Source organism: Fibrobacter sp., from assembly GCF_045131395.1.
Taxonomy (GTDB): domain Bacteria; phylum Fibrobacterota; class Fibrobacteria; order Fibrobacterales; family Fibrobacteraceae; genus Fibrobacter.
The window spans coordinates 64784-85446 of record NZ_JBGUQY010000045.1 but is presented as its reverse complement, the minus strand read 5'-3'; the positions used below and the strand labels follow the sequence as shown (position 1 = coordinate 85446).

Genomic DNA, 20663 nt, shown 5'->3' with positions numbered 1-20663 from the left:
ACGTCGGATAGTTTTTGTATATTGTTTCTAGGGAGACCTTATGCTTAAGAAATTATTGATTACCTTGTTTGCCTTTGCCGTTTTCGCCGTGGCAGATCCTATATCTATCGAAGGCCGCTTGACCGAGATTCCGGGCAAGATGCCGAGCAATGACTTGTACAGCTATGTGTATGTGTTCAAGTACAAGGTGCTCAAGGTGGAATCGGGCAAACTGGATGCCAAGGATGTGCTGGTGGGTGTCTATAACCCCCTGATCGCCCGTGGCAAGGTGAAAGACAAGATGGCAGACAAGTCCAAGGGCAATGTAGGCGAATTCAAGGCCAAGGCCAAGCATAAGCTTAAACTGGTGCCCCTCGAAGGCAACTGGGATGGCGCCGTAGAAGATGAATACTTCGACGACGAATCCCCCCGTTACCTGGCTATCGAAGTGAACGAGTAGTTCGTGGTTTTTTCTTCTCAGCTGTTTCTGTTCTATTTCTTGCCGACTTTTTTGGTCGGTTACTTCGTGCTGTACAAGTTGCACGCGAAGCATTCGACGCTGAATTTCTTCATTACGATTTTCAGCTACGTCTTTTACGGTTGGCTTGAACCGTGGCTTGTGTTCCTGATGTTCGGCTGCACCCTGGTGGTGTATGTGGCCGGGCGCTTTATTTCGGCTCCGGGAGCTTCCAATTTGCAACGGAACCTGGCACTGGGTGCTGCGATTGCGGTAAATCTCGGGGCTCTGGGGTTCTTTAAGTACTACATGTTTGGCATGGGGGTGCTAAACGATGTGGTTACGAAGCTGGGTTGTGAGTCCTTCTCGGTGATGACCGTACTTTTGCCGGTGGGTATTTCGTTCTATTCCTTCCAGTCCATGAGTTATGCCATTGACGTGTGGCGCGGTACGGCTCCTCCGGTAAAGGATTTTGCCACATTCGCCTGTTACGTGGCGCTTTTCCCGCAGCTGGTGGCGGGCCCCATTGTTCGCTACAATACGGTGGCCGAGGAACTGGCGACCCGTGAACATACCCTTGAAAATTTTGTACGAGGCATGGTATTTTTCTGTTTCGGTTTTGCCGAAAAGATTTTCCTTGCGAACCAGGTGGGCATTATTGCGGACCGCGTATTTGCCGCCGACGCTCCTGGCGTGCTCAACAGTTGGTGGGGCTCCCTGGCGTACATGTTCCAGATTTACTTTGACTTTTCGGCCTATTCCAATATGGCTATTGGGCTTGGCCTTATGCTCGGGTTCCATTTCCCGCGTAACTTCAATGGCCCTTACCGTTCCAAGAGCATTACGGAATTTTGGAAACGCTGGCATATCTCGCTTACGAGCTGGTTCCGCGATTACCTCTATATTCCCATGGGCGGAAACCGCGTGGGTACGGCGCGCCTGTACTTTAACCTTTTCATGGTGATGTTTGTCAGCGGCGTTTGGCACGGGGCTAACTGGACTTTTGTGTGCTGGGGCCTGTACCATGCCTTCTTCATGATCTTGGAACGTGCAAACAACAAGCAGGCGCTTTACTACAAGTTGCCCCTGGTGGTGCAGCTCTTGATTACGCAGGTGATTGTGCTCTTTGGCTGGGTGCTGTTCCGTGCCGACAATATCGGTGAAGCCTGGCGCATGTGGAAGTGCATGCTGGGGCTTAATGCGGTGAGCTCTGCCGATGCAATTCTGTCGGCGGAAATCTTTACGCCGAGTTGCCTGTTCTTTATGGCGCTGGCCTTTTTGCTTTCGTTCTGGAGATTCCGCAGTTATGACTGGTGCGATAAGGTGTCGCCCTACCGGGTGGCCATAGCCCTTGTCATCTTTGTGGTTGCAGTCCTTGCCCTGTTTACCCAGAGCTATAATCCGTTCCTTTATTTCCAATTCTAACGACGAGTTGGGAAAAAGAGTTCTATTAAAGTAAAAGAATGTTTGTAGAGTGGGCGTCGAGCTGCGTTTTTTCTAAATTTACGCCCGATGAATTATTTATTCCGTTCTTTGCTGACTTTGTGTGCATGCTCGTTTATTTGCCTGACGGGCTGCGATGTTCCATTTTCCAAGGAAGACCCGGTGGTGGTCTCGGTGGGAGAGGCTAAGCTGCGCGAATCTGAAGTTTACCGTCTTGTTCCTGAATGGGATTACATGACGGATCGCGAAAAGTTGACTTTCCTGGAACATTGGATTGATGAGGAAACCATTTACCAGGAAGCCATTGCCAAGGGTTTCTGGAAGGATCCTGCCTTGCAGGAACAGATCAAGCGTACCGAACGCAAGATAACGGTGGACTTTTATTTGCAGACCTTCGCCGATACCATGATGGTCGGCGATGCCGAAAAGCTGGATTACTACCATGCCCACCCGGAATTCTTCGTGCGCGGCCGCAACTTGGTGACGGGCGCAATCCTTTACTTTAAGGATTGGCAGATGGCCGACATGTATTACAAGAGCCATAAGAAGTTGACTTATGAAACTTATCCGGCTGCCAACTGGATGGTAAAGCGTATTGAAACCTTCGATACGGTCTCGGTTAGCCCCGATAGCTGCATGATTCCTTCGCTGGCTGATGCTGAACTGGGTACGCTTTCGACCATCAAGGTCTGCGGTGGCGCCATCAAGATGGCTGTGGTGGTGTCTAGGCTTGACTCCGCCGATGTGCTGCCCTATGCCGAAGTTGCCGAAGACGTGGCTGCCCGCGCTTGGGTCGAGCACCAGAAGACGGTTCTTTCTCGCCTGAAGAAGGAATGGAAGAAGGCCCGTCCGATTTTCTCGCAGATGAATGTTTTTAGTGAAAAGGAAAAGTAATGAAGTTTCCTGGTCGTTTGGTTTTTGCTTTGTGCATTCTCGGGATATCTTTTGCCGAGGCTGAACCAGCATTGATGGAAGGAATTGCTGCGGTTGTCGATGGCAAACCGATTATGCGTTCGGAGTACTTGAATAGCCTGTATCGCTTTCAGGAAACTCCCGAAGGAAACGCCATGTCGGAAGCGGACCAGCGCAAGTATGTGCTGGACCAGTTGATTGAAGAAAAGGTTCTGCTCAGCCGTATTGACCGCGATTCCATCGTGATTACCGATACCGAAGTGGACCAGCGTGTGAACGCCCACTTGTCTCAGCTTGCCGCAAGCCAGAATACGGACTTGGCTACTCTCGAAAAAGCTATTCGTGCCCAGCTTGGCATTAGCATGGCGCAGTACCGCGACCAGCTGTCTAAGCAGATTCGTGGCCATATTGAAATGGCCCGCGTGCGTCAGAGACACGTTGGTGCGATTACGCCCACCAAAAAAGAGGTGGATGCCTTTTTTGCCAATTACAAGGACTCAATTCCGCAGCAGTTCAACTGTGTGCTGTTGAGCCATATCCAGTTGCCCATTGTTCCCGATTCCATGATTGTGGACTCGGTGAAACGCATTGCCGATTCCTTGATTGATACCCTTAACTTGGGTATGAGCTTTGAACTTTTGGCCAAGGCCCATTCGCAGGACACTTCTGCTGCCAAGGGCGGCGACCTGGGATATTTCAAGCGCGGCCAGTTGGACCCGGCTTTTGAACGCGCTCTGGATGCCTTGAAGAACGGTCAGTATTCTTCTAACCCGGTGAAGACGAAGCTGGGCTGGCATATTGCCCGCGTGCTTGGCCGTAAAGAAGACGGTGTGCGTTCTGCCCAGATTTTGCTCCGCACGATTCCGACGGCTAAGGATACTGCCGCTGTGATCGCTCTTGCTGATTCCCTGCAGAAGAATATCAAGTCTACGGAAGCATTTGCCGCAGCCGCAAGGAAGTATAGCGAAGACAAGTCCAGCAACTTTGCCGGTGGTCGCCTCGGTTGGTTCCAGCGCAACGAAATGGAACCCGCTTATGTGGAACCAGTGGCCAATTTGGAAGTGGGCGAAATTTCGGAACCGGTGCTGATTGATGGCGCTTACCACTTGTTCCGCTTGGACGATTCTCGCCAGACTCGCGATTTGACTCTGGAAGAAGATTACGGCAAGATTGAGCAGATGGCTGCAACCCATCTTGAAAACCAGAAGCTTGAAGCTTTGGTGAAAAAGTGGCGCAACGAAGTCCATATCGAAATCCGCATGACGGAATAATTTATTTTTCGTTAAAACACTAAGTTGCGGGCCTTATGATTCACTTTAACCACGTCACTAAATCTTACGAGGATAATTGGAAGGCTCTTTCCAATGTGACGTTGCGCATTCATAAAGGTGAATTCGTTTTTCTGACAGGGCATTCGGGTGCCGGTAAGTCAACGCTCTTGAAGTTGATTTACATGGATGAACGCCCCGACGAAGAACGCGGCGGCCAGGTGATGGTGAAGTTTACGGGCGACTGCCTGTATGACAGCAAGAACACTCCCGATAACAAGATTCAGGCGCTTCGCCGTAAGATGGGAATTATTTTCCAGGACTTTAAGCTGCTGCCGGACCGCAATGTTTTCGAGAATGTGGCTCTTGCGCTCCGCATTGTGGGAACTCCCAGCAAGCTGATCAATGCGGCTGTATTTGATGCTTTGGCACTTGTGGGCATTAGCCAGAAACGTTTTGCCATGCCCTATACGCTTTCGGGCGGTGAACAGCAGCGCGTGGCGATTGCGCGAGCCATGGTACATAACCCGTACCTGCTTTTGGCTGACGAACCGACCGGTAACTTGGACCCGAAAAACGCCGAAGAAGTTTTCAGGATTTTCAAGGAAATCAATGCCCGCGGAACGACTGTGGTGATGGCTACCCATAACCCGGACTTTTACTTGAATAGCCCCTTCCGTCGCCTGGTGCTTGATCACGGCGAACTCTTGAATAGAGACTTGATTTAATTTATTTTAAATTCGGAGGGGTAGGGAATGGGAGCTTGGGTTAGGTGCTTTGTTTTCTTGCTCCTTTTTAGTTTATCTACACTCGCTTCAGAAGAAGATGTTGTGTATGAGCATTGGCGAGACAATACCCATAATGTGGTTTATGGCGGTGCCGATATCTCTACATGGTCCGATCATGTTGATTGCAATATGGTGGTTGAAGGGGGATCTCCCATTTTGAACCGCCTTTATTTGACGGCTGATTTGTTGAATGTCCATATTATGTCTGACAAGGACAGGGAAGATTCTGATTCGACTGCAAGAATAACGGGCATGAGTGGCCTTGTGTCGCTGGGATTTTTTCCGCTTGTTTTTGTTGGCTATATGCCTGAAAATATTTGGTATGGGGTGCTGGCCCTGATGAATCCAACTTTGGAGTATTATTTTTGGGAAGGTCTTACGACCGTATCGGTTGGAGTTGGTTATAAGACGGATTGGTTTGCTTTTAGTCCCGGCCGTGAGTTTTATTTTAGACCCCATGCAGATGTAAACTTGAATGTATTCTTGATTAGGATTTCTGCATCGTATGCCTATGTGGTCAAGGATACCTATGACCTGAAAAAAGGTTCTCGGTTTTATCTAAGAATCTATATGGGGAATTGGTATTAAGCTAGGTCTGGATGACCTTGATTTCGCCGGGCTTTAAATCGCCGAGAACGTATTTGTCGAATTGGATGCGCATGAGTCGCATGACTTCGTAGCCGAGGTGGGCGAGCATGCGGCGGATTTCGCGATTCTTGCCTTCGGTGAGGGTGAATTCAAGCCAGCAGTTCTTTTCGCCTTCGCTTAAGAGCGTGACGCGCTCGGCGTGCATGAATTCTTCTTTTTCTCCGAAGACGCGGGGCGCGACGTTGAAGCCTTTTTCCATTTGCGCGAGTTCTTCGCCGGTGGGCTTGCCGGAAACTTGCACGCGGTAGATTTTCTTGTGTGTGGGCGAGGTCAGCTGTTCGTCGGCCCATTGCGTGTCGTTGGTGAACAGTAACAGGCCTTCGCTGGCGGCGTCGAGACGGCCCACGGGCGAAATGTGGGGCATTTGCTTGCCCGGGTACATCTTGGTGAATTGCTCGCGGAATAAGTCCATGACGGTCTTGCGGCCCTTTTCATCGCTGGCGGTAGTGACGATTCCGCGGGGTTTGTTCATGGCGAAATAAACTTTGGCGTTGGCTTCAATCTTGTTGCCGTCTACGAGAATTTCGTCGTTTTCGTAGGTGGGGGTGTCGATGTCGAATACGACCTTTCCGCGGAGAGTCACGCGGCCTTCTTTCACCAGTTTTTCTGCCTGGCTACGGCTGCAATAGCCGCGCTTGGAAATCACGCGGGCGACGCCGTGGGCGCCTTGTTTTTGGGGCTTGTTGCGGTTATAGAATGCCATGGAGCCCCGTCAGTGTGTGAAAAAGTTTCTCGTTCAGCGCATTGTTGAGCGCATCTGCTGTGGATGTGTCCGCAAAGTCCATATCCCGGGCCCGTTCGCCGCAAATGTCAATGCTTAAAATCTTGTGGTTCTGCGTAAGCGCTGTAAGGGTTGCTGAGAGTTGCTCGTAGGTGAGCGATCCTTGATCCCAGTTGGTCGCCGCTTCTGCCGTAGAGAGTGCGTCCTTGTCGATGGAGATGTAAAGGGATGTGGAGTGTGGGATGTGTGATGTGAAATGAGAAGATAGGTCTGTGAGTTCGCTTTTCAATTCACTTTCGCGAATGAATTTGACTCTATCGAGCAAAGCTCCATTTACGTCATTGCGAGCGTCCGCAGGAAGCGAAGTAATCCATTCGCGGATTTCATCTACCAGGTGATCAGCGACACCAATCAGCGTGACGCTTTGCACGAAGGGATTGTTCTTCAAGACTTCCAGAACCCAGCCACCGCAACTTAAAATGCCTTCGAATCTAGGCGGTTGCATGTCGGGATGGTGGTCGAATACCACAAGATCAAAAGGTTCTTGGACGCGGTCCGTCCAGAGTTTGCTCATGTAGTGATAATTGCCGTTATCAAAGAAGTGAATGCCGGGGGCGGGTTCGGCGGTGGCGCCGGCTTCGTCCATCATTTTGTGAAGGACTGCTTGCGCTTCGTCATCGCAGTAGCAGTCGGTACCTTCTATCTTTGTGCAGTCTAGCCAATGAATGTTCTTGTCGGTAGCCGCAGACTCCCGCAGCTCTTGCATAAAGGGCTGCTCGGCGTAAACGCCTGTGAAATCATGAATGGTGACTATCGGCATCTTGACTCAAATATAAACTTATTTCCCGAAGCGCTTGCAAAAAGTACAGCTTTGGCAAAGCGGGTGGCGCAATTCGTGCTTTTCGAATCCTTCGCGCAGGTTCTTGGCCGCAGGCGATTCAAGAATTTCTGCAAGGCTCTGGTCCGCAATGTTCCCGAGGGTGATTTGACCACTGTAATCGAGGCAACAAGCGACCACGCGCCCGTCGTGCAAAATGGCTACATGCGTATCGAGGGCGCGGCATGTGCCGGCGACAGTCATATCGGTCGCGGAAGGCTTTTCGGGCCATTCAAAGCGGGAATCTTGATGGAGGTAAATTCTCCCGACGACATTAAAACTCTTATGACGGCTGCAGAAATGTTCCAGCGAAATCTGCATGCCAGATTCGGCGTTGGCGGAGTCCTCAACAGTGTTTCCGAAGGCTTCATTCACCTTGGCAAGCATCATCTCGTTCCAAGAATTGCTGGCCGCATCGCCGACATTCCAAAGCCTTAAATTAATGTAGAGGTCTGGTCGAACGGCATTCGCCATCTTGCAGAAGTCAAGAACATCTTGAAGGTGGCGGGTTGCCTCATCTTGCGGCAATTCTGCGTAGGCGTGGGTTGAAAAATTCACCTGTCGCACTGCAGGGGAAGCCAAAATCAATTTGCCGACGCGCGCAATGGTGGTGCCGTTGGTGGTCAAGTTCAACTTGAGCGGTGTCTGCTCCAGTCTTTTGAGGAACTGTCCGAAACCGGGGTGCAGCGTAGGTTCACCAAGAACATGAAAGAAGACGTTTTCGGCGACAGTGGCGGATTCCTCGATGCACTTTTCAAAAAGTTCCGTGCTCATGAACTCGCGGGGCCTATTTGCCGAATGGGACGATGATGAATTCGCCTTGCCGCAGGGGCAAAAGCTGCAATTCAAATTGCAAACGTCCGTGATTTCGATATAGACCGCGTTCATTTTTTTACGTCATTGCGAGCCTCGTTAGAGGCGCGGCAATCCTTCTTATTTGAGTCTCAATTTCTTCTGTGCGTAAATGCTTTGTCCGCCGTTGCAAACGAAGGCGACCACGCAAACGATAAAGAAGGCGGGGAGTGTATCAAATCCGAAGATTTCGGCTCCGATAAAGATGGGGGCGAATAGGGTGTTGGTGGCACCGCCAAAGACGGCCGCGTAACCGAGGGCAGCGGCAAGGGGCAGGGGTACGCCCACCATGGCGGCTACCCAAGTGCCAAAGGTTGCTCCGATGGCAAACAACGGGGTGACTTCGCCGCCCTTGAATCCGACGGCGACCGTCACGATGGTCAGCACGAATTTTAGAATCCAGTCGCAGGCGTAAATCGTGGAGGCATCTTGCGCTGAAGCTGCAAAGCTCAAGTCAATCAAGTTTGTGCCGAGGCCCGCATAACGGCCTTGCCAGAAAAGGAGAATCAATGCGCTGAGGGCAATGCCTACGAAGGCGATTCGCTTAAGCGGGTTGGGCAACTTATTTGCGAAAAGTTTCTTGGCAAGCGATAGCAACTTGGCAAAGCCGCCGCCTACGATTCCGAATAAAACGCCCAGCAGGGCAAGCTTCAACACAAAATGAATGTCAAGGCCATTTTCGTTCCACAGGAGACCTGCCACGTTCCAATTCGGGAACAGACCGCTCAAGTTCACCGAGAACTTTTCGAGCCCGAGCATTTCAGAAACTTTGTAGGCAGTAAATGCCGCGACCGTTGCCGGGAGCAACGCCGACAGATTCAAGTAACCCACGAGCAAAACTTCAAGAGCCAGCGCAATGGCGGCTAACGGTGTCTGGAAAAGGCCTGCAAAGCCTGCGGCCATACCGGCAATGAGCAGAATCTTGCCTGCGTTTTCGACATGAATCTTTTTGCTGATGTTGTGGCCGAGTGTTGCCCCAATCTGAATGGCGACGCCTTCGCGACCAGCGCTACCGCCGAACAAGTGGGTGAGCCAAGTGCTTACTGCAACCATGGGGATCATGCGCAGCGGAATTTCGCTTTCTTTCCCGTGGGCGACCCCAAAAACCATATCCATGCCGCGCTCGGTTCCCTTGCCGAATTTCTGGTAACCCAGGACAATGGCGACACCGATGAGGGCGAGCCCCGGAATCCAATAAATGGGGTTGGCATCGCGCAAGGCGCTGACAGTCAACAAAACCTGCCCAAAGAAGGCCGTAAGTGCTCCGACAACTGCGCCCAAGGCAACGGCGACAATCGTTAGAATGGGGAGCGAAAGCCATTTTTGAACAAATGCTTGAATGCGAGCCTTCATTTGTTCCTTCGCCATGCGCATCATCTGCTCCTTCATTTCGGGAGACATGCCGGCGAATTGTTCCTTGAACTGGTTGTATTTGCCAAAATCTCTAAAATTCATGGATAATCCTTGATTGCGCGGTAAATTTAGAAATTTAGACTGAAAAACAGATTTAGTATATTTTAATTATGAAATTTCTCGAATCCCGCTATAAAAAAATTTCAGTGGCAGTCTCCGTTCTGGCTGCTTTGACATGGTCCCTTTCTTCTTGCGCCTCTAGCAAGCAGGAGCCTGAGACGGCTCAGCCCAGTGTTTCTGCTGAAAGTCTACCTGCTGCATTGCCGCCCCAGCCTTCAACTCCTGTCACAATGTTCGAAATGAGGTTCTTGAATGCAGACAAGCAAGTGCGTGTGGTCAACAAGCCTACTCTTGCAGCCCTTGATTTTGCGGCATATTTCAACAATCCGATTCGCTTGGCGGGCAAAGAAGATAAACCTGAAAATTATACAGGCAAGATGGCTTCGGCAAAGCTTGCTGAATATCCGTTCCCGATGCTGGAATCCCTTTCGGAATACGAACCGGAGGCGGTTGCGGGCCGCCAGCCCTTGGCTTGGGAACCCCTTGCGAAGATTCTTTATGCGCAGACCGGGAGCGATTCCTTGGCTCAGGTGTTGAATTCCGTTGAAGCCGTCAAGTGGGATGAACCCGATGTATTCCGTGCTTTCCAGACGGTGACTCGTATGTGGGGTGTTCCCCTGAGCGATGGTTCCGTGGACTGGTGGGTCGAAGTGATGCCTGCGCAGTGGACGGAACGTTCCGTATTTTATGGCAAACTGAAACTTAGCTCTAAGGGTGAAACCGCTGAAATCCTGAATTACTATTTGACCGGCGAAATGAACATTGACGATGCCATGAATTGGGCTCGCACTTTGTCGTCTTACTGGTATCCGACTTTGAATACGGACTTGGAACCCCATACGGCCGGTGCCCCGTGGGAAGGCGACAAGAATAGGCCTTTTGCCGTGATGCGCGGCAACCCCATGGGTTCGCCGATGTGGGTTGCCTTTGAAGTGCCTGCATTCCGCCTGAGTGACGAAGCCCTGCGTGCCAAGCGTACGGCGGATTCCTTGGCCGAAGCGGGGGAGGTGGTGCCGGTGAACCGCGTTCTCGATACGAATTCCGCTTTCAGGCTCGAGACTCTTGCTTCGCTCGAAGGTTCCTGTCCCGAAAATGCGGCGACAAAGAAATTCCGTGAAAGTCTTTCGAAAAAGCTCAAAAATTTGCCTAAGGAGCAGAACGCTTGGGCTAATGGCGACATGCTTTGGTTCAGGCGCAATGCCAATTATCTGCTTGCGGATAAAATAACGCAACAGGATTCTTTGCATAATCCGCTTCCGCGCTTGTTGGAACTCAAAAAGTATCTGGATTCCCTGAACGTACAGCTTTTGGTAGTGCCGGTTCCCGTGAAAGAAGAAATTTATGGCGAACGCCTGGTAGATGGCACTGCGGCCGACCTTTGCGTGAACCCCGCTGGCCGTGAATTTACTCGCGAAATGCTTGCCGCGGGCCTTGACGTGCTGGATCTTTACCCGGCCTTGATGGCAGCCAAGTCTGGCGATGAACCGCCCCATTACAGTTACCAGCGTTACGATACTCACTGGGCATTGCCGGGTATGCTTGCGGCCATGGAATTGCTGGCTTCTCGCGTGACGCAGTATTCTTGGTACGCCGAATCGGGCGCTCAGCCGGGTTCCTTGAATTTGCAGGAAACAAAGACCCTTCGTGAAGGTGATTTGGTGGCTCATTTGCCCGATGCCGAAAAGTCCAAGTATCCGGCAGATACTTTGCCGGTCATGAAGATTTTCAAGGGCACTGAAGCTTACAAGGGCGGCAAGAATTCGCCGATTCTTTTGATGGGCGATTCCTTTACGGGCGTGTTTGAATCCGTCGATCAAAAGAGCGGCGGTCCTGGCTCGCTTCTGGCTTATGCAACGGGCCTTGACGTGCAAGTGCTTACCAGCTGGGGCGGCGGCCCTGGCGTGTATCACCGCATGATGAAAATGAAGAAGGATATGCAGAGCAAGCGTCTTGTGATTTACATGATGACGGCTCGTGACTTCTGGCAATCTCCCATGGAGTGGGACGGTCTTTAGTCTTTATGCTCGCTCGCCTTACCGCTCTCGCTAAACGATTCTTTTGGCCAGTGCTGATTGTCGTCTTTGCGGCATCGCTCGCGCTGGTGCTTTGGAGCGGACAAACCGAGAACATGAGCTTTAAAGATGCTGCTTGTTCTTTCGAAGACAAGTTGCCGGGCTGCTTGGAATCGGAGCCTGCGTGGAGTGAAGGGCTTGCTTTTTATGACAGCGCGTTGAAGGCTTCTAGTGATACCCTGCAGAGTCTGAAGGCTTTGCTTTGGGAACACTGGAATCTGGAATTTGCCGGTGCGGGGGAGCCTGCGGTGGCGAGAAATTCCATATTGCCCCTGCGGGTTCTTGAAACTAGAAAATCCGGCTGCATGGGCCTTTCTTGGCTTGCCATGATGGTGGCCGAGTCCAGACAAATTCCCCTTTCTGTCATCATGTTGCCGGGGCATGTTTTCTTGCGTTACGGAGCTGATTCTGCAACTGGCGTAAATTTGGAGCCCAATCGAGAGGGCTATTCCTATACCGACCAGGAGTACCGCGAAAAGTATAAAAAAGGCCCTTGGACTGGCCTTGAATTTAAGCCTCTGACCCCTACGCAATTTGTGGGCCTAGCCGCCTTCAACATGGGAAATCTTTACCTGGATAGCGACTTGCGCAAGGCTCTCACCTGGTATCGTATGGCAGAAGAATTCTTTTCGGAATATCCGGGAATCAAGGCTAACCAGGAAATTGCCAAAAGCCGCCTGCCAGACCATTTGTAAGCGGGCTTGTTTGCCGAATTTTCTATTTTTTGTAAATGCGTCTGTTTATTTGTATTGCGTTTTTCGTGCTGATTTGCGCCTGCTCCAATTCGGAGAGCGATTCTATTCCGCAGCAAAGTCCGTCGGTGGAAATTTTCGAAGACAGTCTTTCGGGAATGTTTCTTGTAAAGGCGACAGGTGCTGTCGCAGTCTTGGGTACGGATTCGAAAGAGGCTCGAGTAAACGAACAGCCCGCAATGCAGGTGAACTTTGACTACGATTTCTCCATAGGAAAGCACGAGGTGACCTGCGTTGAATTTGACGCTCTGATGAAATCTGCTACAGGGCTTGTGCTGAATTGCGACAATGACAGCTTGCCGGCCACGAATGTGACCTACTACGATGCGGTTCTTTTTGCAAATGAACGCAGCAAGGCCGAAGGATTCGATACTGCCTATACTTATTCCAACGCGGGCTTTGATAGCGACAAGCATTGTATTAATTTAGAGGGACTTATTTTTCATCCCGAAGTAAAGGCCTTCCGTATTCCCACCGAAGCGGAATGGGTGCTGGTTGCGGGCCGGAACTGGAATGTAGATTCAAGCTGGACAGCGCAGAATTCGGAATATAAATTGCATGCTGTCTGTACAAAGGGCCTGCTGGACGGAATTTGCGATATGGCCGGTAATGCCATGGAGTGGGTGAACGACTGGCTGGGTAGTTTCCGTGATACGACTTTGACGAACTATGTTGGCGCTCCCGATGGGGGTGCATTGGGTCAGCGAATCGTGAAGGGCGGGAGTTTCCGCAATATGGCCGAAACCATTAACTTGTATAGCCGTGGCGATACTTATATGGTAACTTCTTCGACTAGAGCGGATTATGTGGGTTTTCGTATGGCTGTTGGGACGATTCCTGATGCGGTTTGGATGGGTGCCGACGGTAGCGCAAATTCCAGTAGAGTGATTCCTATAGCTGATTTATCAATGATTCATTCGCTTGTTGGTACGTACAAGGCGAAAATAGCCTTTAGGAACGATCTTTCTGGAAATATCGCTTATGTAGACTATTCTAGTGGTGTTGTTTCGGTGATTGAAATAAAAGACACGATTGACGGATATCATCCTGAAATTTCTCCTGATGGTAAGCGTATTGCGTTCTGTACTGGGCTTGAAGGTGTTTCTGGGAACTCTTCTCTCTATGTCCGCGACTTGAATGCCGAAGGGTCGAATATTGTGAAGCTTGATGTGGAAAATGCTGCGATTCCTCGTTGGCGTGTTCTTGAAAATGGCGATACGGTAATTGTCTACGTGACTAGTGCCGGAAACAACAAGGATGAATCAGCATTTTTGTCGGCATCTACCTGGCAAGTAAAATTTTCCAATGGTAAGTTCGGTAAGCCTGAAAAATTGTTCGACGGGGCCTACCATGGCGGTGTCAGCGATGACAACACATTGGCTGTCACGGGGGCGCGGCTTCTTCGTGCCCGCGTCGCTGCAGAAGGTTCGACTCTGATGAATAATGCCCGCGATACCGTATGGTACAAGGATGAAGGTGATGCCGAGCAGGCTTGCAATGTGTCGCTGGCAAAAGATGGAAGCAAACGTACGGTTTTTCTGGATTTTGGCGGCAAAACGGGTCAAAAATTTGCAGGAAAGAACTATTCTACTCATGAACGTTTGCTGATTGCCGACAGCACTGGGATTTTATTGCTGTCTGTCGCCGCCCCATCTGGTTTTAGCTTTGATCATAGTGAATGGGTGGGTGGCGCTGAAAATAAAATCGTGGCGACGCTTGTCAGTCCTAGCGGATCGCATCAAAAGATTGTGGTGGTTGATTTGTCGGACAGCAGCGTTTCGGAATTGGTTTCTGGCGATGAAATTTGGCATCCGAGTTTTTGGGTGAATGCGCCCTTTGTTGATTCGGATGACGACATGCTTAACCTGGATAGTGCCGGCTTATATTTTGAAAATCATCCTGAAAACATTGTGCAGTCATCTTCGGTAGAATTGGCAATGAAATTGCAAATGTTCTGGAGTGAATACTCTGAATGGGAATGTATATTGTTGGGCAGTTCGATGTTGCTGGACGCCGTGATTGATACGGCAATGACATCGTACAAAGCCTTGAATATGGCCGTAACGTTGGCAGATATCCATTTGTTCAATTACCTTTTGAAAAACTACATATTCCCTTATGCAGATAACGTCAAGGCTGTCGTATTGGAACTTTCTCCGGGACTTTTTTATAGAAGCGAAGTCGCTTATTTGGACTTTATCCGAAAATATTCTCCCGGCTTGGCCTATGACGAACATCATTTGAATTCAGAAAACAAAGATATTATTGCTGCGCTAAGTTTGGAATATTCGTATCCTAGGGATCTCTTTACTCAGAATTACATAGAAAATACTTTCCTGATGCCTTCTGTTTCGTGGGGGGACACCTATGTTGCTTTGGATGTCTCTGCATTGCCTGTAGATAACCCCGTCACACAAGCTAATTTTGAAATTCTTGATGAACTGAGGGACGAAATGGATAAGCGGAATATAAAGCTGGTCCTGGCGATTACGCCTCGCAATCCTGCCTACGCAGAAACTGATGCTTATGGAGTCTTTGGTCCTAGTAGGGATGCTGCTAGAGAAATTATTGATATGTTAGTCGAAAAAGGTTACGTTGTTTTTGACGAAAATAAAGATGGCAAACATGATTATACGCCAGAAATGGCTTACAATAATACTCATCTAAGCTATTTAGGGGCGGATCAATTTACGGCGCGTTTGGATTCCCTTTTGAGAACTCTAAAATGATGAAGTTGCTTTTTACATTGTTAGCTTTTTTGATTTGCGCCTGCTCCAATTCGGAAGGCGATTCTGCATCGCAGCAAACTTCGCCGGTGGAATTTTCCGAAGATAGCCTTTCGGGAATGCTTCGTGTAAAGGCGACGGGTGCCGTTGCTGTTTTGGGAACAAATTCAGAAGAGGCCCGGGTAAACGAACGTCCTGCAATGTTAGTGAAATTCTATTATGATTTCTTGCTGGGGCAACATGAGGTGACTTGCGCGGAATTTGATTCTCTGATGAGCTTCGCTACAGGGCTTGCCTTGAACTGCGAAAACGATGAATTCCCGGCCATAAACGTAACTTACTATGATGCAGTTTTGTTTGCAAATGAACGCAGTAAGGCTGAAGGCTTTGATACGGCCTACACTTATGTCAATGCTACGTTTGATAACGAAAAACATTGCACAAATTTAGAGGGCTTTGCCTATTACCCCGAGGTTGACGCCTATCGACTGCCCAGCGAAGCGGAATGGGTGCTGGTGGCTCATCAGGCGTGGAATTTGGATTCTGCCTGGACGGCGCAAAATTCGGATTACAAGTTGCATGTGGTTTGTAGCATTGGCAAAATGAGTGGACTTTGCGATATGGCCGGCAATGCCATGGAATGGGTAAATGACTGGCTTGGCAATTTCCGCGATACGATTCTTGATAATTATGTGGGCGCCCCTGATGGGGGAGCGCTGGGCCAGCGTATTTTAAAAGGTGGCAGTTTCCGTAACGCTTTGGAATCCATTAGTTTGTATAGTCGCGGAGATGTGTATACGGTAACGTCTTCTACTCGTGCGGATTATGTGGGCTTTCGCTTGGCCTTTGGAAAAATTCCAAATGCTGTTTGGATGGGAACCAATGGTAAGGTGAATTCCAGTAGAGTGGTGCCGCTTGCGAATTCATCGACGATTCGTACTCTTGTAGGGTCTTACAAAGCAAAACTTGCTTTTAGAAATGATATCTCGGGAAATCTTGATTATATCGATTATTCTAGTGGTGTCATTTCTGTGGTTGAAATCGCCGATACCCTTGAAGTTTATCACCCTGATATTTCGCCCAATGGAAAACTGGTGGCGTTCTGCACCGGAATGGAAGGGGTGTCGGGTTTGTCTTCTGTTTATGTCCGCAATCTGGATGCCGGTGGTTCGAATCTTGTAAAGCTTGATGTAGAAAGTGCCGCTATTCCCCGTTGGCGAGTCCTTGAAAATGGTGATACGACTATCGTATATGTGACGGATGCGGGCAACAATAGGGATGAAACGACCTTCAAGAATACATCTACCTGGCAGGTGAAATTTTCAAAGGGCAAGTTTGGCAAGCCTCAAAAGTTGTTCGACGGCGCATATCATGATGGAATTAGTGATGATAATACCTTGGCTGTTACGGGAGCGCGTCTCTTGCGCGCCCGCCTTGCGAATAGCGGCTCGTCGATTGTGAATAGTGGTCGCGACACCGTATGGTACAAGAATGGTGAAAATGCGGAACAAGCTTGCAACGTGTCTCTCTCGAAGGATGGCAGCAAGCGTGTTCTGTTCCTCGATTTCGGTGGCAAGACGGGAAATGCCTTTGCTGGGGAAAGCTATGGTACTCATGAACGCCTGTTGATTGCTGACAGTGCTGGAAATTTGGTGCAAATCGTAGCGGCTCCCTCTGGCTATACCTTTGACCACAGCGAATGGGTGAACGGTGCTGAAAATAAAGCCGTGGCAACGCTTGCCAATTCAAATGGTTCGCACCAAAAGATTGTGGTGATTGATTTGTCTGACAGTAGCGTCTCGGAACTGGTTTCTGGTGATGAACTTTGGCATCCAAATTTGTGGGTAGCTGGGAAATCAGTTGATGTAGAAAATGAAAATCTCGACCTGGATAGTGCCGGTGTTTACATGAATCCCGATGATGAGTGGGGCCCAGTCCTGATGCGATACAATATGGAACTTCTGTGGCGTTTTCGCGATTCGGCAAATGTTGCCATTATTGGGTCTTCCCGTCCGCTTTATTCCATATCGCCAAAGGCTTTTTCTCCTGAATTCTTTGCGGTCAATTTTGCCCACACGCCCAATTCTATATATGCATCCCGCGATTATCTTGACAAATATCTGATACCCCATTTGAAAAACTTGAAATATGTGGTGGTTTCCTTAGATATTGATTTTTGGCATAAAATTGATGGCCCGGAAAGCGATAATTTCTTTGTTGTAACTTATAAGAAATATCCGGGATACCTTTATGATGAAAATCATGGGTATTGGAGTGACGGTTATCCGAAGGGACTGTTGGAAGCTACTGAAAATTCGATTTCGGTGACAGAGGCTCAGTCCTATTTGGAAGATCGGGGCCGCTATACGGCAACTTATTGTATAACATGGGGTGACCCGCCTGCAATTGATGCGGATTCGACTTATTTTGATGATAAAATGTATTTTATCGAAAATAGCCTTGATGCATTGAAGAATATTATTGAAATTTGCCTGAATCGTAACATATATGTGGTTGGGATGATTTTCCCCCAGAACCCCAGATATAAGGATACGGGTATTTTTGGCCGTTATGGAATGCGTCGCAGCTTGGCGAAATCTTTGATAGATCAGTTCCATGAATTAGAACGGATTTATCCGAACTTTACTTTGTTTGATGAAAACAAGATGGGTGCTCACGATTATACTGATATGGAAGCTGTGGATAGCGATCATTTGTGCTACAATGGAGCTCCCAAAATCACGGCACGCCTGGATTCTGTCCTGAAATCTTTGAAATGATTATAGCCGTAATTGTTGCCTTATTCGCGATTTTTCCGTTGACCGATACCGACATCTGGTGGCATTTGGCCTGTGCTCGCGAATGGGTGACTACATGGACGCCTGTCCGCGCGCCTGTTGTCAATGTGCATGAATACTTTCAGCAGGTTGTAGGCGTTGTCTACGGCTTGGGCGGCGCTCCGCTCTTGGTGGCTTTCAAGGCCGTGTTGTGGGGAGTTGTGTTTTGGCTTTTCCTTCGTGGCAATTCTCATGCTGAACGTCATTCCGGCCTCCGAGCCGGAATCGGCATAATCCTCCTCTTTATTTTTCGCTTCCATTTTGAAATTCGCCCGGTACTTTTTTCGCTCCTGTTCCTGGGCATCTATTGGAATGTCATTCCGTGGTTTTTCCGCTTACGTCATTGCGAGGAGCTTTGTGACGAAGCAATCCACAAGAAAATTGTTACAGTAATTTCTTTACTGGCAATTCAATGGTTCTGGTGCAAGTGTCAGGGCCTTTATATTCTTGGACCGATTTTTGCGACGCTCGTATTGTGCGCCTGCTTGCTTGAAGCTAAAAAACAGGGCGGACTCAGCGTGAAATTTGTTGTGCCGCAAATTGCTTTTGTATTGCTCCTTTGGCTAATGCCGTTTTTGCATCGTGAAAGTTTGGCCCTGTTTCTGTACCCCTTTGGACTCTTGGATCGTCTGCTGGGCCTTACGCCTTCTGCCGCAGTATTTGCAAGCCAGATTGCCGAGAACCGTTCTCCCGTAACGCTTTTGATGGCGGGGGAGAATGTCGTCGAATCGCTGCTGATGCTTGTGTGTTGTGTAGCGGGACTTTGCTACGGAGCTTATTCTACTTATACGTCATTGCGAGGACCGTTCCGGTCCGAAGCAATCTATAGTCGAATTGTTTTAATGGCAACAGCCGTCCTTGCCTTGATTGCTGAGCGTAACTTCGTGCTGTTCCTGCCGGTGTTCTTGGGTGCAGTCTGTAAAATTCGCTTTCTTGATGGGGTTCTTGAATCGGTTCGTTGCCAAGTCATCGCAAAATATGTGGGGCTTTTTGCCGCTGCGTTCATCGTGGGACTTTGGGCGCGTTCCCTTGCCGCCTATGATTATTCGATGGTCTCGTACCAGCGAGTCCCTGTGGATGCGGTGAGTTGGATGCAGCAGCACCCTCATTCGGGCAGGCTGTTTAACGATGACCGCGCCGGCGGTTATTTAGCGTTCATGAATCCCGCAGATTCCATTTACATCGACGGGCGATTCATCCTTAAGACCGCAGATTTCTTTGAACGTTACCTTGAGTACGCTCAAAATCCGTCGCTGTTTATGGCTGACGCCGATTCACTCGGAATAGGCCGCGCCCTATTCCCGCTGCAGTATTACGCCCGCTGGGATAATCTGATGCTTGCCCTCGATAGAGATATGCGCTGGCATCTGGTATACCGCGACGAATATTTCGCCGTATTTGATAAAAGATAGCCCGAATGGATATCACATTCTTGATTTTGCAATAGAGCCGAACGGTCTTATAAGGAAGAGCCCGGCACAATGGCCGGGCTCTCATCTCTCTCTCTTTGGGTTTAATTACTTAATCTGGAATGCGCGAACCATATTGGTTGACTTTCCGTGGATTCGTGCGAAATACTTCCCGACGGGGAGCTTGGCGAGCGAAAGCGTGCCACTCACGTTGTCGATAGCCATAAGCTTGTCGCCCTTCAAGCTGTAAATTTCGACCGTCATGGGTGCGCCTGCAATGTGCAAGGCGTTGCCAGAGAAGGTTACGTTGAAGTTCAGGTCGGTCTTTACAAAGATCGGGGTTTCATTTCCGTTGTTGGCTGCGCATTTTGTGTAACTGGTGGGGTTGGTGGCAAGGTAACCCTTCACGAGGTTGCCGGAAGCGGTGTATTGAAGAGAATTCTTGGTCGAAGAACCTTCAAATGCGGCTGTACCTTCGCTAATCTTGGATGCAGACCAGTTTGCCCACGAAAGCTTGTGCTTGTTGATGTATTCCTGCCAGCTCTGGTTGCGGCCCTGGTCCGGAGTGCCACCGCCGTCGGCAGTACCTGTGCCCCATTCCGAAACGAATACGGAAAGGCCTGCATTGATTGCTTGTTCGCCGTTAGTGCCTTCGCAAGTTCCACCCCAGTCGTAGGTGCCGCTCCAGCAGTGGCTATTGGCGTAGTAGTGCAAGGTGTAGGCGGTATTTTTCTTGGGGTCATTGACTTCATTTCCGATAGCTACTTGCGGGTTCTGGTCCCACTTGGGGGTACCCACAAGAATCAGGTTGTCGGAGTATTCGCGGATGACAGAAACCACCTGGTCGGCGTAATTTTTAATGGTGCCCCAAGCAATGTCGGTTGGTTCGTTGAACAACTCGAAAATCACGTTGTCGTATTTGCCGTAGGTCTGCGCCATTTGCTTGAAGAAGTTCTTGGAAGCCTCGGTCTGTTCGTTGGCGTTGTGCGAATGCCAGTCGATGATCACGTAGATATCGTTCTTGATGGCCGCTTCTACAACGGTCTTCATCAAGTTCATCTGTGTGTTGGGATCGCTGCCGTAGCCCTGATAGCCGTTGTTCCAGTCTTCATTGCCGGTTGCCATGGCGGCACGCACAATCTGGATGTTCATGTCGTTCACCATGGTGGAAACGCCTTCTTCACTCCAGAACTCGACGGCTTGCGGCATCAGGCTCCAGTAAAGGCTCATACCACGCACCTGCACTTCAGCACCATCTTTGACGCCTTCGCAGCTACCGTAAATGCGGCCTTGGCCCTGGGAGTTCTTGCCGGTCATGAGCTGACCGTACTGGCTAACAGGACCCACGCGGGTGGGGGTGATGTCTTGGGCGAGGGCAAAGGTGCTGCCCAGAGCCATTGCAGACAAAAGTGCGATTTTTGATAAATGTTTCATCATGAACATCCCTTT

General features: G+C 49.6%; 16 protein-coding genes. 11 read left to right on the top strand and 5 right to left on the bottom strand.

Features of this window, described 5'->3' with window-relative positions; all coding sequences use genetic code 11:
- Positions 1 to 40: 40 nt before the first annotated feature.
- The 6 genes from ACJMNB_RS11175 to ACJMNB_RS11150 all read left to right on the top strand — a co-directional run bounded on the left by ACJMNB_RS11175 (position 41) and on the right by ACJMNB_RS11150 (position 5435).
- A complete protein-coding gene (locus tag ACJMNB_RS11175) occupies positions 41 to 439 on the top strand; it encodes a hypothetical protein (RefSeq protein WP_405342448.1) in 399 nt (132 codons plus the stop codon).
- A gap of 3 nt (positions 440 to 442) precedes the next feature.
- Positions 443 to 1861 carry an MBOAT family O-acyltransferase gene (locus ACJMNB_RS11170; protein ID WP_405342447.1) on the top strand — a complete coding sequence of 473 codons (1419 nt, stop codon included), beginning with the start codon at positions 443 to 445 and terminating at the stop codon, positions 1859 to 1861.
- Between the two features lie 87 nt (positions 1862 to 1948).
- The gene (locus ACJMNB_RS11165) at positions 1949 to 2773 is read left to right on the top strand and encodes a hypothetical protein (RefSeq protein ID WP_405342445.1); all 825 of its coding nucleotides are present in this window, start codon (positions 1949 to 1951) and stop codon (positions 2771 to 2773) included.
- The gene (locus ACJMNB_RS11160) at positions 2773 to 4062 is read left to right on the top strand and encodes a peptidylprolyl isomerase (RefSeq protein ID WP_405342443.1); all 1290 of its coding nucleotides are present in this window, start codon (positions 2773 to 2775) and stop codon (positions 4060 to 4062) included. Before ACJMNB_RS11165 ends, ACJMNB_RS11160 begins: the two co-directional genes overlap by 1 nt.
- Positions 4063 to 4097: 35 nt before the next feature.
- Positions 4098 to 4787, top strand: coding sequence for a cell division ATP-binding protein FtsE (gene ftsE / locus ACJMNB_RS11155; protein WP_405342441.1), 690 nt, complete (start codon positions 4098 to 4100; stop codon positions 4785 to 4787).
- Between the two features lie 27 nt (positions 4788 to 4814).
- Positions 4815 to 5435 carry a hypothetical protein gene (locus tag ACJMNB_RS11150; RefSeq protein ID WP_405342439.1) on the top strand — a complete coding sequence of 207 codons (621 nt, stop codon included), beginning with the start codon at positions 4815 to 4817 and terminating at the stop codon, positions 5433 to 5435.
- Between the two features lies 1 nt (position 5436).
- Here the strand turns inward: ACJMNB_RS11150 and ACJMNB_RS11145 are convergent, their stop codons facing one another.
- Genes ACJMNB_RS11145 through ACJMNB_RS11130 form a run of 4 tightly spaced genes read right to left on the bottom strand, consistent with a single transcriptional unit; the run spans position 5437 to position 9298 of the window.
- On the bottom strand, positions 5437 to 6198 hold the full coding sequence (locus tag ACJMNB_RS11145) for a pseudouridine synthase (RefSeq protein WP_405342437.1): 762 nt from the start codon (positions 6196 to 6198) through the stop codon (positions 5437 to 5439).
- Complete coding sequence (locus ACJMNB_RS11140) at positions 6185 to 7036, bottom strand: arginase family protein (RefSeq protein WP_405342435.1); 852 nt, start codon at positions 7034 to 7036, stop codon at positions 6185 to 6187. Before ACJMNB_RS11140 ends, ACJMNB_RS11145 begins: the two co-directional genes overlap by 14 nt.
- An 18-nt stretch (positions 7037 to 7054) precedes the next feature.
- Complete coding sequence (locus ACJMNB_RS11135; protein ID WP_405342433.1) at positions 7055 to 7981, bottom strand: radical SAM/SPASM domain-containing protein; 927 nt, start codon at positions 7979 to 7981, stop codon at positions 7055 to 7057.
- 45 nt (positions 7982 to 8026) lie between these two features.
- Positions 8027 to 9298, bottom strand: coding sequence for a chloride channel protein (locus tag ACJMNB_RS11130; protein WP_405342468.1), 1272 nt, complete (start codon positions 9296 to 9298; stop codon positions 8027 to 8029).
- Positions 9299 to 9468: 170 nt separating this feature from the next.
- Here ACJMNB_RS11130 and ACJMNB_RS11125 point away from each other — a divergent pair, with 170 nt between their 5' ends.
- Genes ACJMNB_RS11125 through ACJMNB_RS11105 form a run of 5 tightly spaced genes read left to right on the top strand, consistent with a single transcriptional unit; the run spans position 9469 to position 19217 of the window.
- Positions 9469 to 11433, top strand: coding sequence for a hypothetical protein (locus tag ACJMNB_RS11125; RefSeq protein ID WP_405342431.1), 1965 nt, complete (start codon positions 9469 to 9471; stop codon positions 11431 to 11433).
- A 5-nt stretch (positions 11434 to 11438) separates the two neighbouring features.
- Positions 11439 to 12185 carry a transglutaminase family protein gene (locus tag ACJMNB_RS11120; RefSeq protein ID WP_405342429.1) on the top strand — a complete coding sequence of 249 codons (747 nt, stop codon included), beginning with the start codon at positions 11439 to 11441 and terminating at the stop codon, positions 12183 to 12185.
- Positions 12186 to 12220: 35 nt separating this feature from the next.
- Positions 12221 to 14971: a TIGR02171 family lipoprotein gene (locus tag ACJMNB_RS11115; RefSeq protein ID WP_405342427.1), complete on the top strand. Its 2751-nt coding sequence runs from the start codon at positions 12221 to 12223 to the stop codon at positions 14969 to 14971.
- Positions 14971 to 17748, top strand: coding sequence for a TIGR02171 family lipoprotein (locus ACJMNB_RS11110; protein ID WP_405342466.1), 2778 nt, complete (start codon positions 14971 to 14973; stop codon positions 17746 to 17748). The genes ACJMNB_RS11115 and ACJMNB_RS11110 overlap by 1 nt, the downstream gene beginning before the upstream one ends.
- Positions 17745 to 19217, top strand: coding sequence for a hypothetical protein (locus ACJMNB_RS11105; RefSeq protein WP_405342425.1), 1473 nt, complete (start codon positions 17745 to 17747; stop codon positions 19215 to 19217). The genes ACJMNB_RS11110 and ACJMNB_RS11105 overlap by 4 nt, the downstream gene beginning before the upstream one ends.
- A 105-nt stretch (positions 19218 to 19322) precedes the next feature.
- On the opposite strand, the gene ACJMNB_RS11100 is transcribed toward ACJMNB_RS11105, so the two are convergent.
- Positions 19323 to 20651 carry a glycoside hydrolase family 5 protein gene (locus tag ACJMNB_RS11100; RefSeq protein WP_405342423.1) on the bottom strand — a complete coding sequence of 443 codons (1329 nt, stop codon included), beginning with the start codon at positions 20649 to 20651 and terminating at the stop codon, positions 19323 to 19325.
- Positions 20652 to 20663: the final 12 nt, after the last annotated feature.

Bases quoted from the DNA above. Each gene is read 5' to 3' on its own strand.
- ACJMNB_RS11165 (WP_405342445.1), top strand. From the start codon at position 1,949: ATGAATTATTTATTCCGTTCTTTGCTGACTTTGTGTGCATGCTCGTTT.
- ACJMNB_RS11150 (WP_405342439.1), top strand. From the start codon at position 4,815: ATGGGAGCTTGGGTTAGGTGCTTTGTTTTCTTGCTCCTTTTTAGTTTA.
- ACJMNB_RS11105 (WP_405342425.1), top strand. From the start codon at position 17,745: ATGATTATAGCCGTAATTGTTGCCTTATTCGCGATTTTTCCGTTGACC.
- ACJMNB_RS11125 (WP_405342431.1), top strand. From the start codon at position 9,469: ATGAAATTTCTCGAATCCCGCTATAAAAAAATTTCAGTGGCAGTCTCC.
- ACJMNB_RS11130 (WP_405342468.1), bottom strand. From the start codon at position 9,298: ATGAAGGCTCGCATTCAAGCATTTGTTCAAAAATGGCTTTCGCTCCCC.
- ACJMNB_RS11100 (WP_405342423.1), bottom strand. From the start codon at position 20,651: ATGATGAAACATTTATCAAAAATCGCACTTTTGTCTGCAATGGCTCTG.
- ACJMNB_RS11160 (WP_405342443.1), top strand. From the start codon at position 2,773: ATGAAGTTTCCTGGTCGTTTGGTTTTTGCTTTGTGCATTCTCGGGATA.
- ftsE (WP_405342441.1), top strand. From the start codon at position 4,098: ATGATTCACTTTAACCACGTCACTAAATCTTACGAGGATAATTGGAAG.
- ACJMNB_RS11115 (WP_405342427.1), top strand. From the start codon at position 12,221: ATGCGTCTGTTTATTTGTATTGCGTTTTTCGTGCTGATTTGCGCCTGC.
- ACJMNB_RS11145 (WP_405342437.1), bottom strand. From the start codon at position 6,198: ATGGCATTCTATAACCGCAACAAGCCCCAAAAACAAGGCGCCCACGGC.
- ACJMNB_RS11120 (WP_405342429.1), top strand. From the start codon at position 11,439: ATGCTCGCTCGCCTTACCGCTCTCGCTAAACGATTCTTTTGGCCAGTG.
- ACJMNB_RS11135 (WP_405342433.1), bottom strand. From the start codon at position 7,981: ATGAACGCGGTCTATATCGAAATCACGGACGTTTGCAATTTGAATTGC.
- ACJMNB_RS11110 (WP_405342466.1), top strand. From the start codon at position 14,971: ATGAAGTTGCTTTTTACATTGTTAGCTTTTTTGATTTGCGCCTGCTCC.
- ACJMNB_RS11140 (WP_405342435.1), bottom strand. From the start codon at position 7,036: ATGCCGATAGTCACCATTCATGATTTCACAGGCGTTTACGCCGAGCAG.
- ACJMNB_RS11175 (WP_405342448.1), top strand. From the start codon at position 41: ATGCTTAAGAAATTATTGATTACCTTGTTTGCCTTTGCCGTTTTCGCC.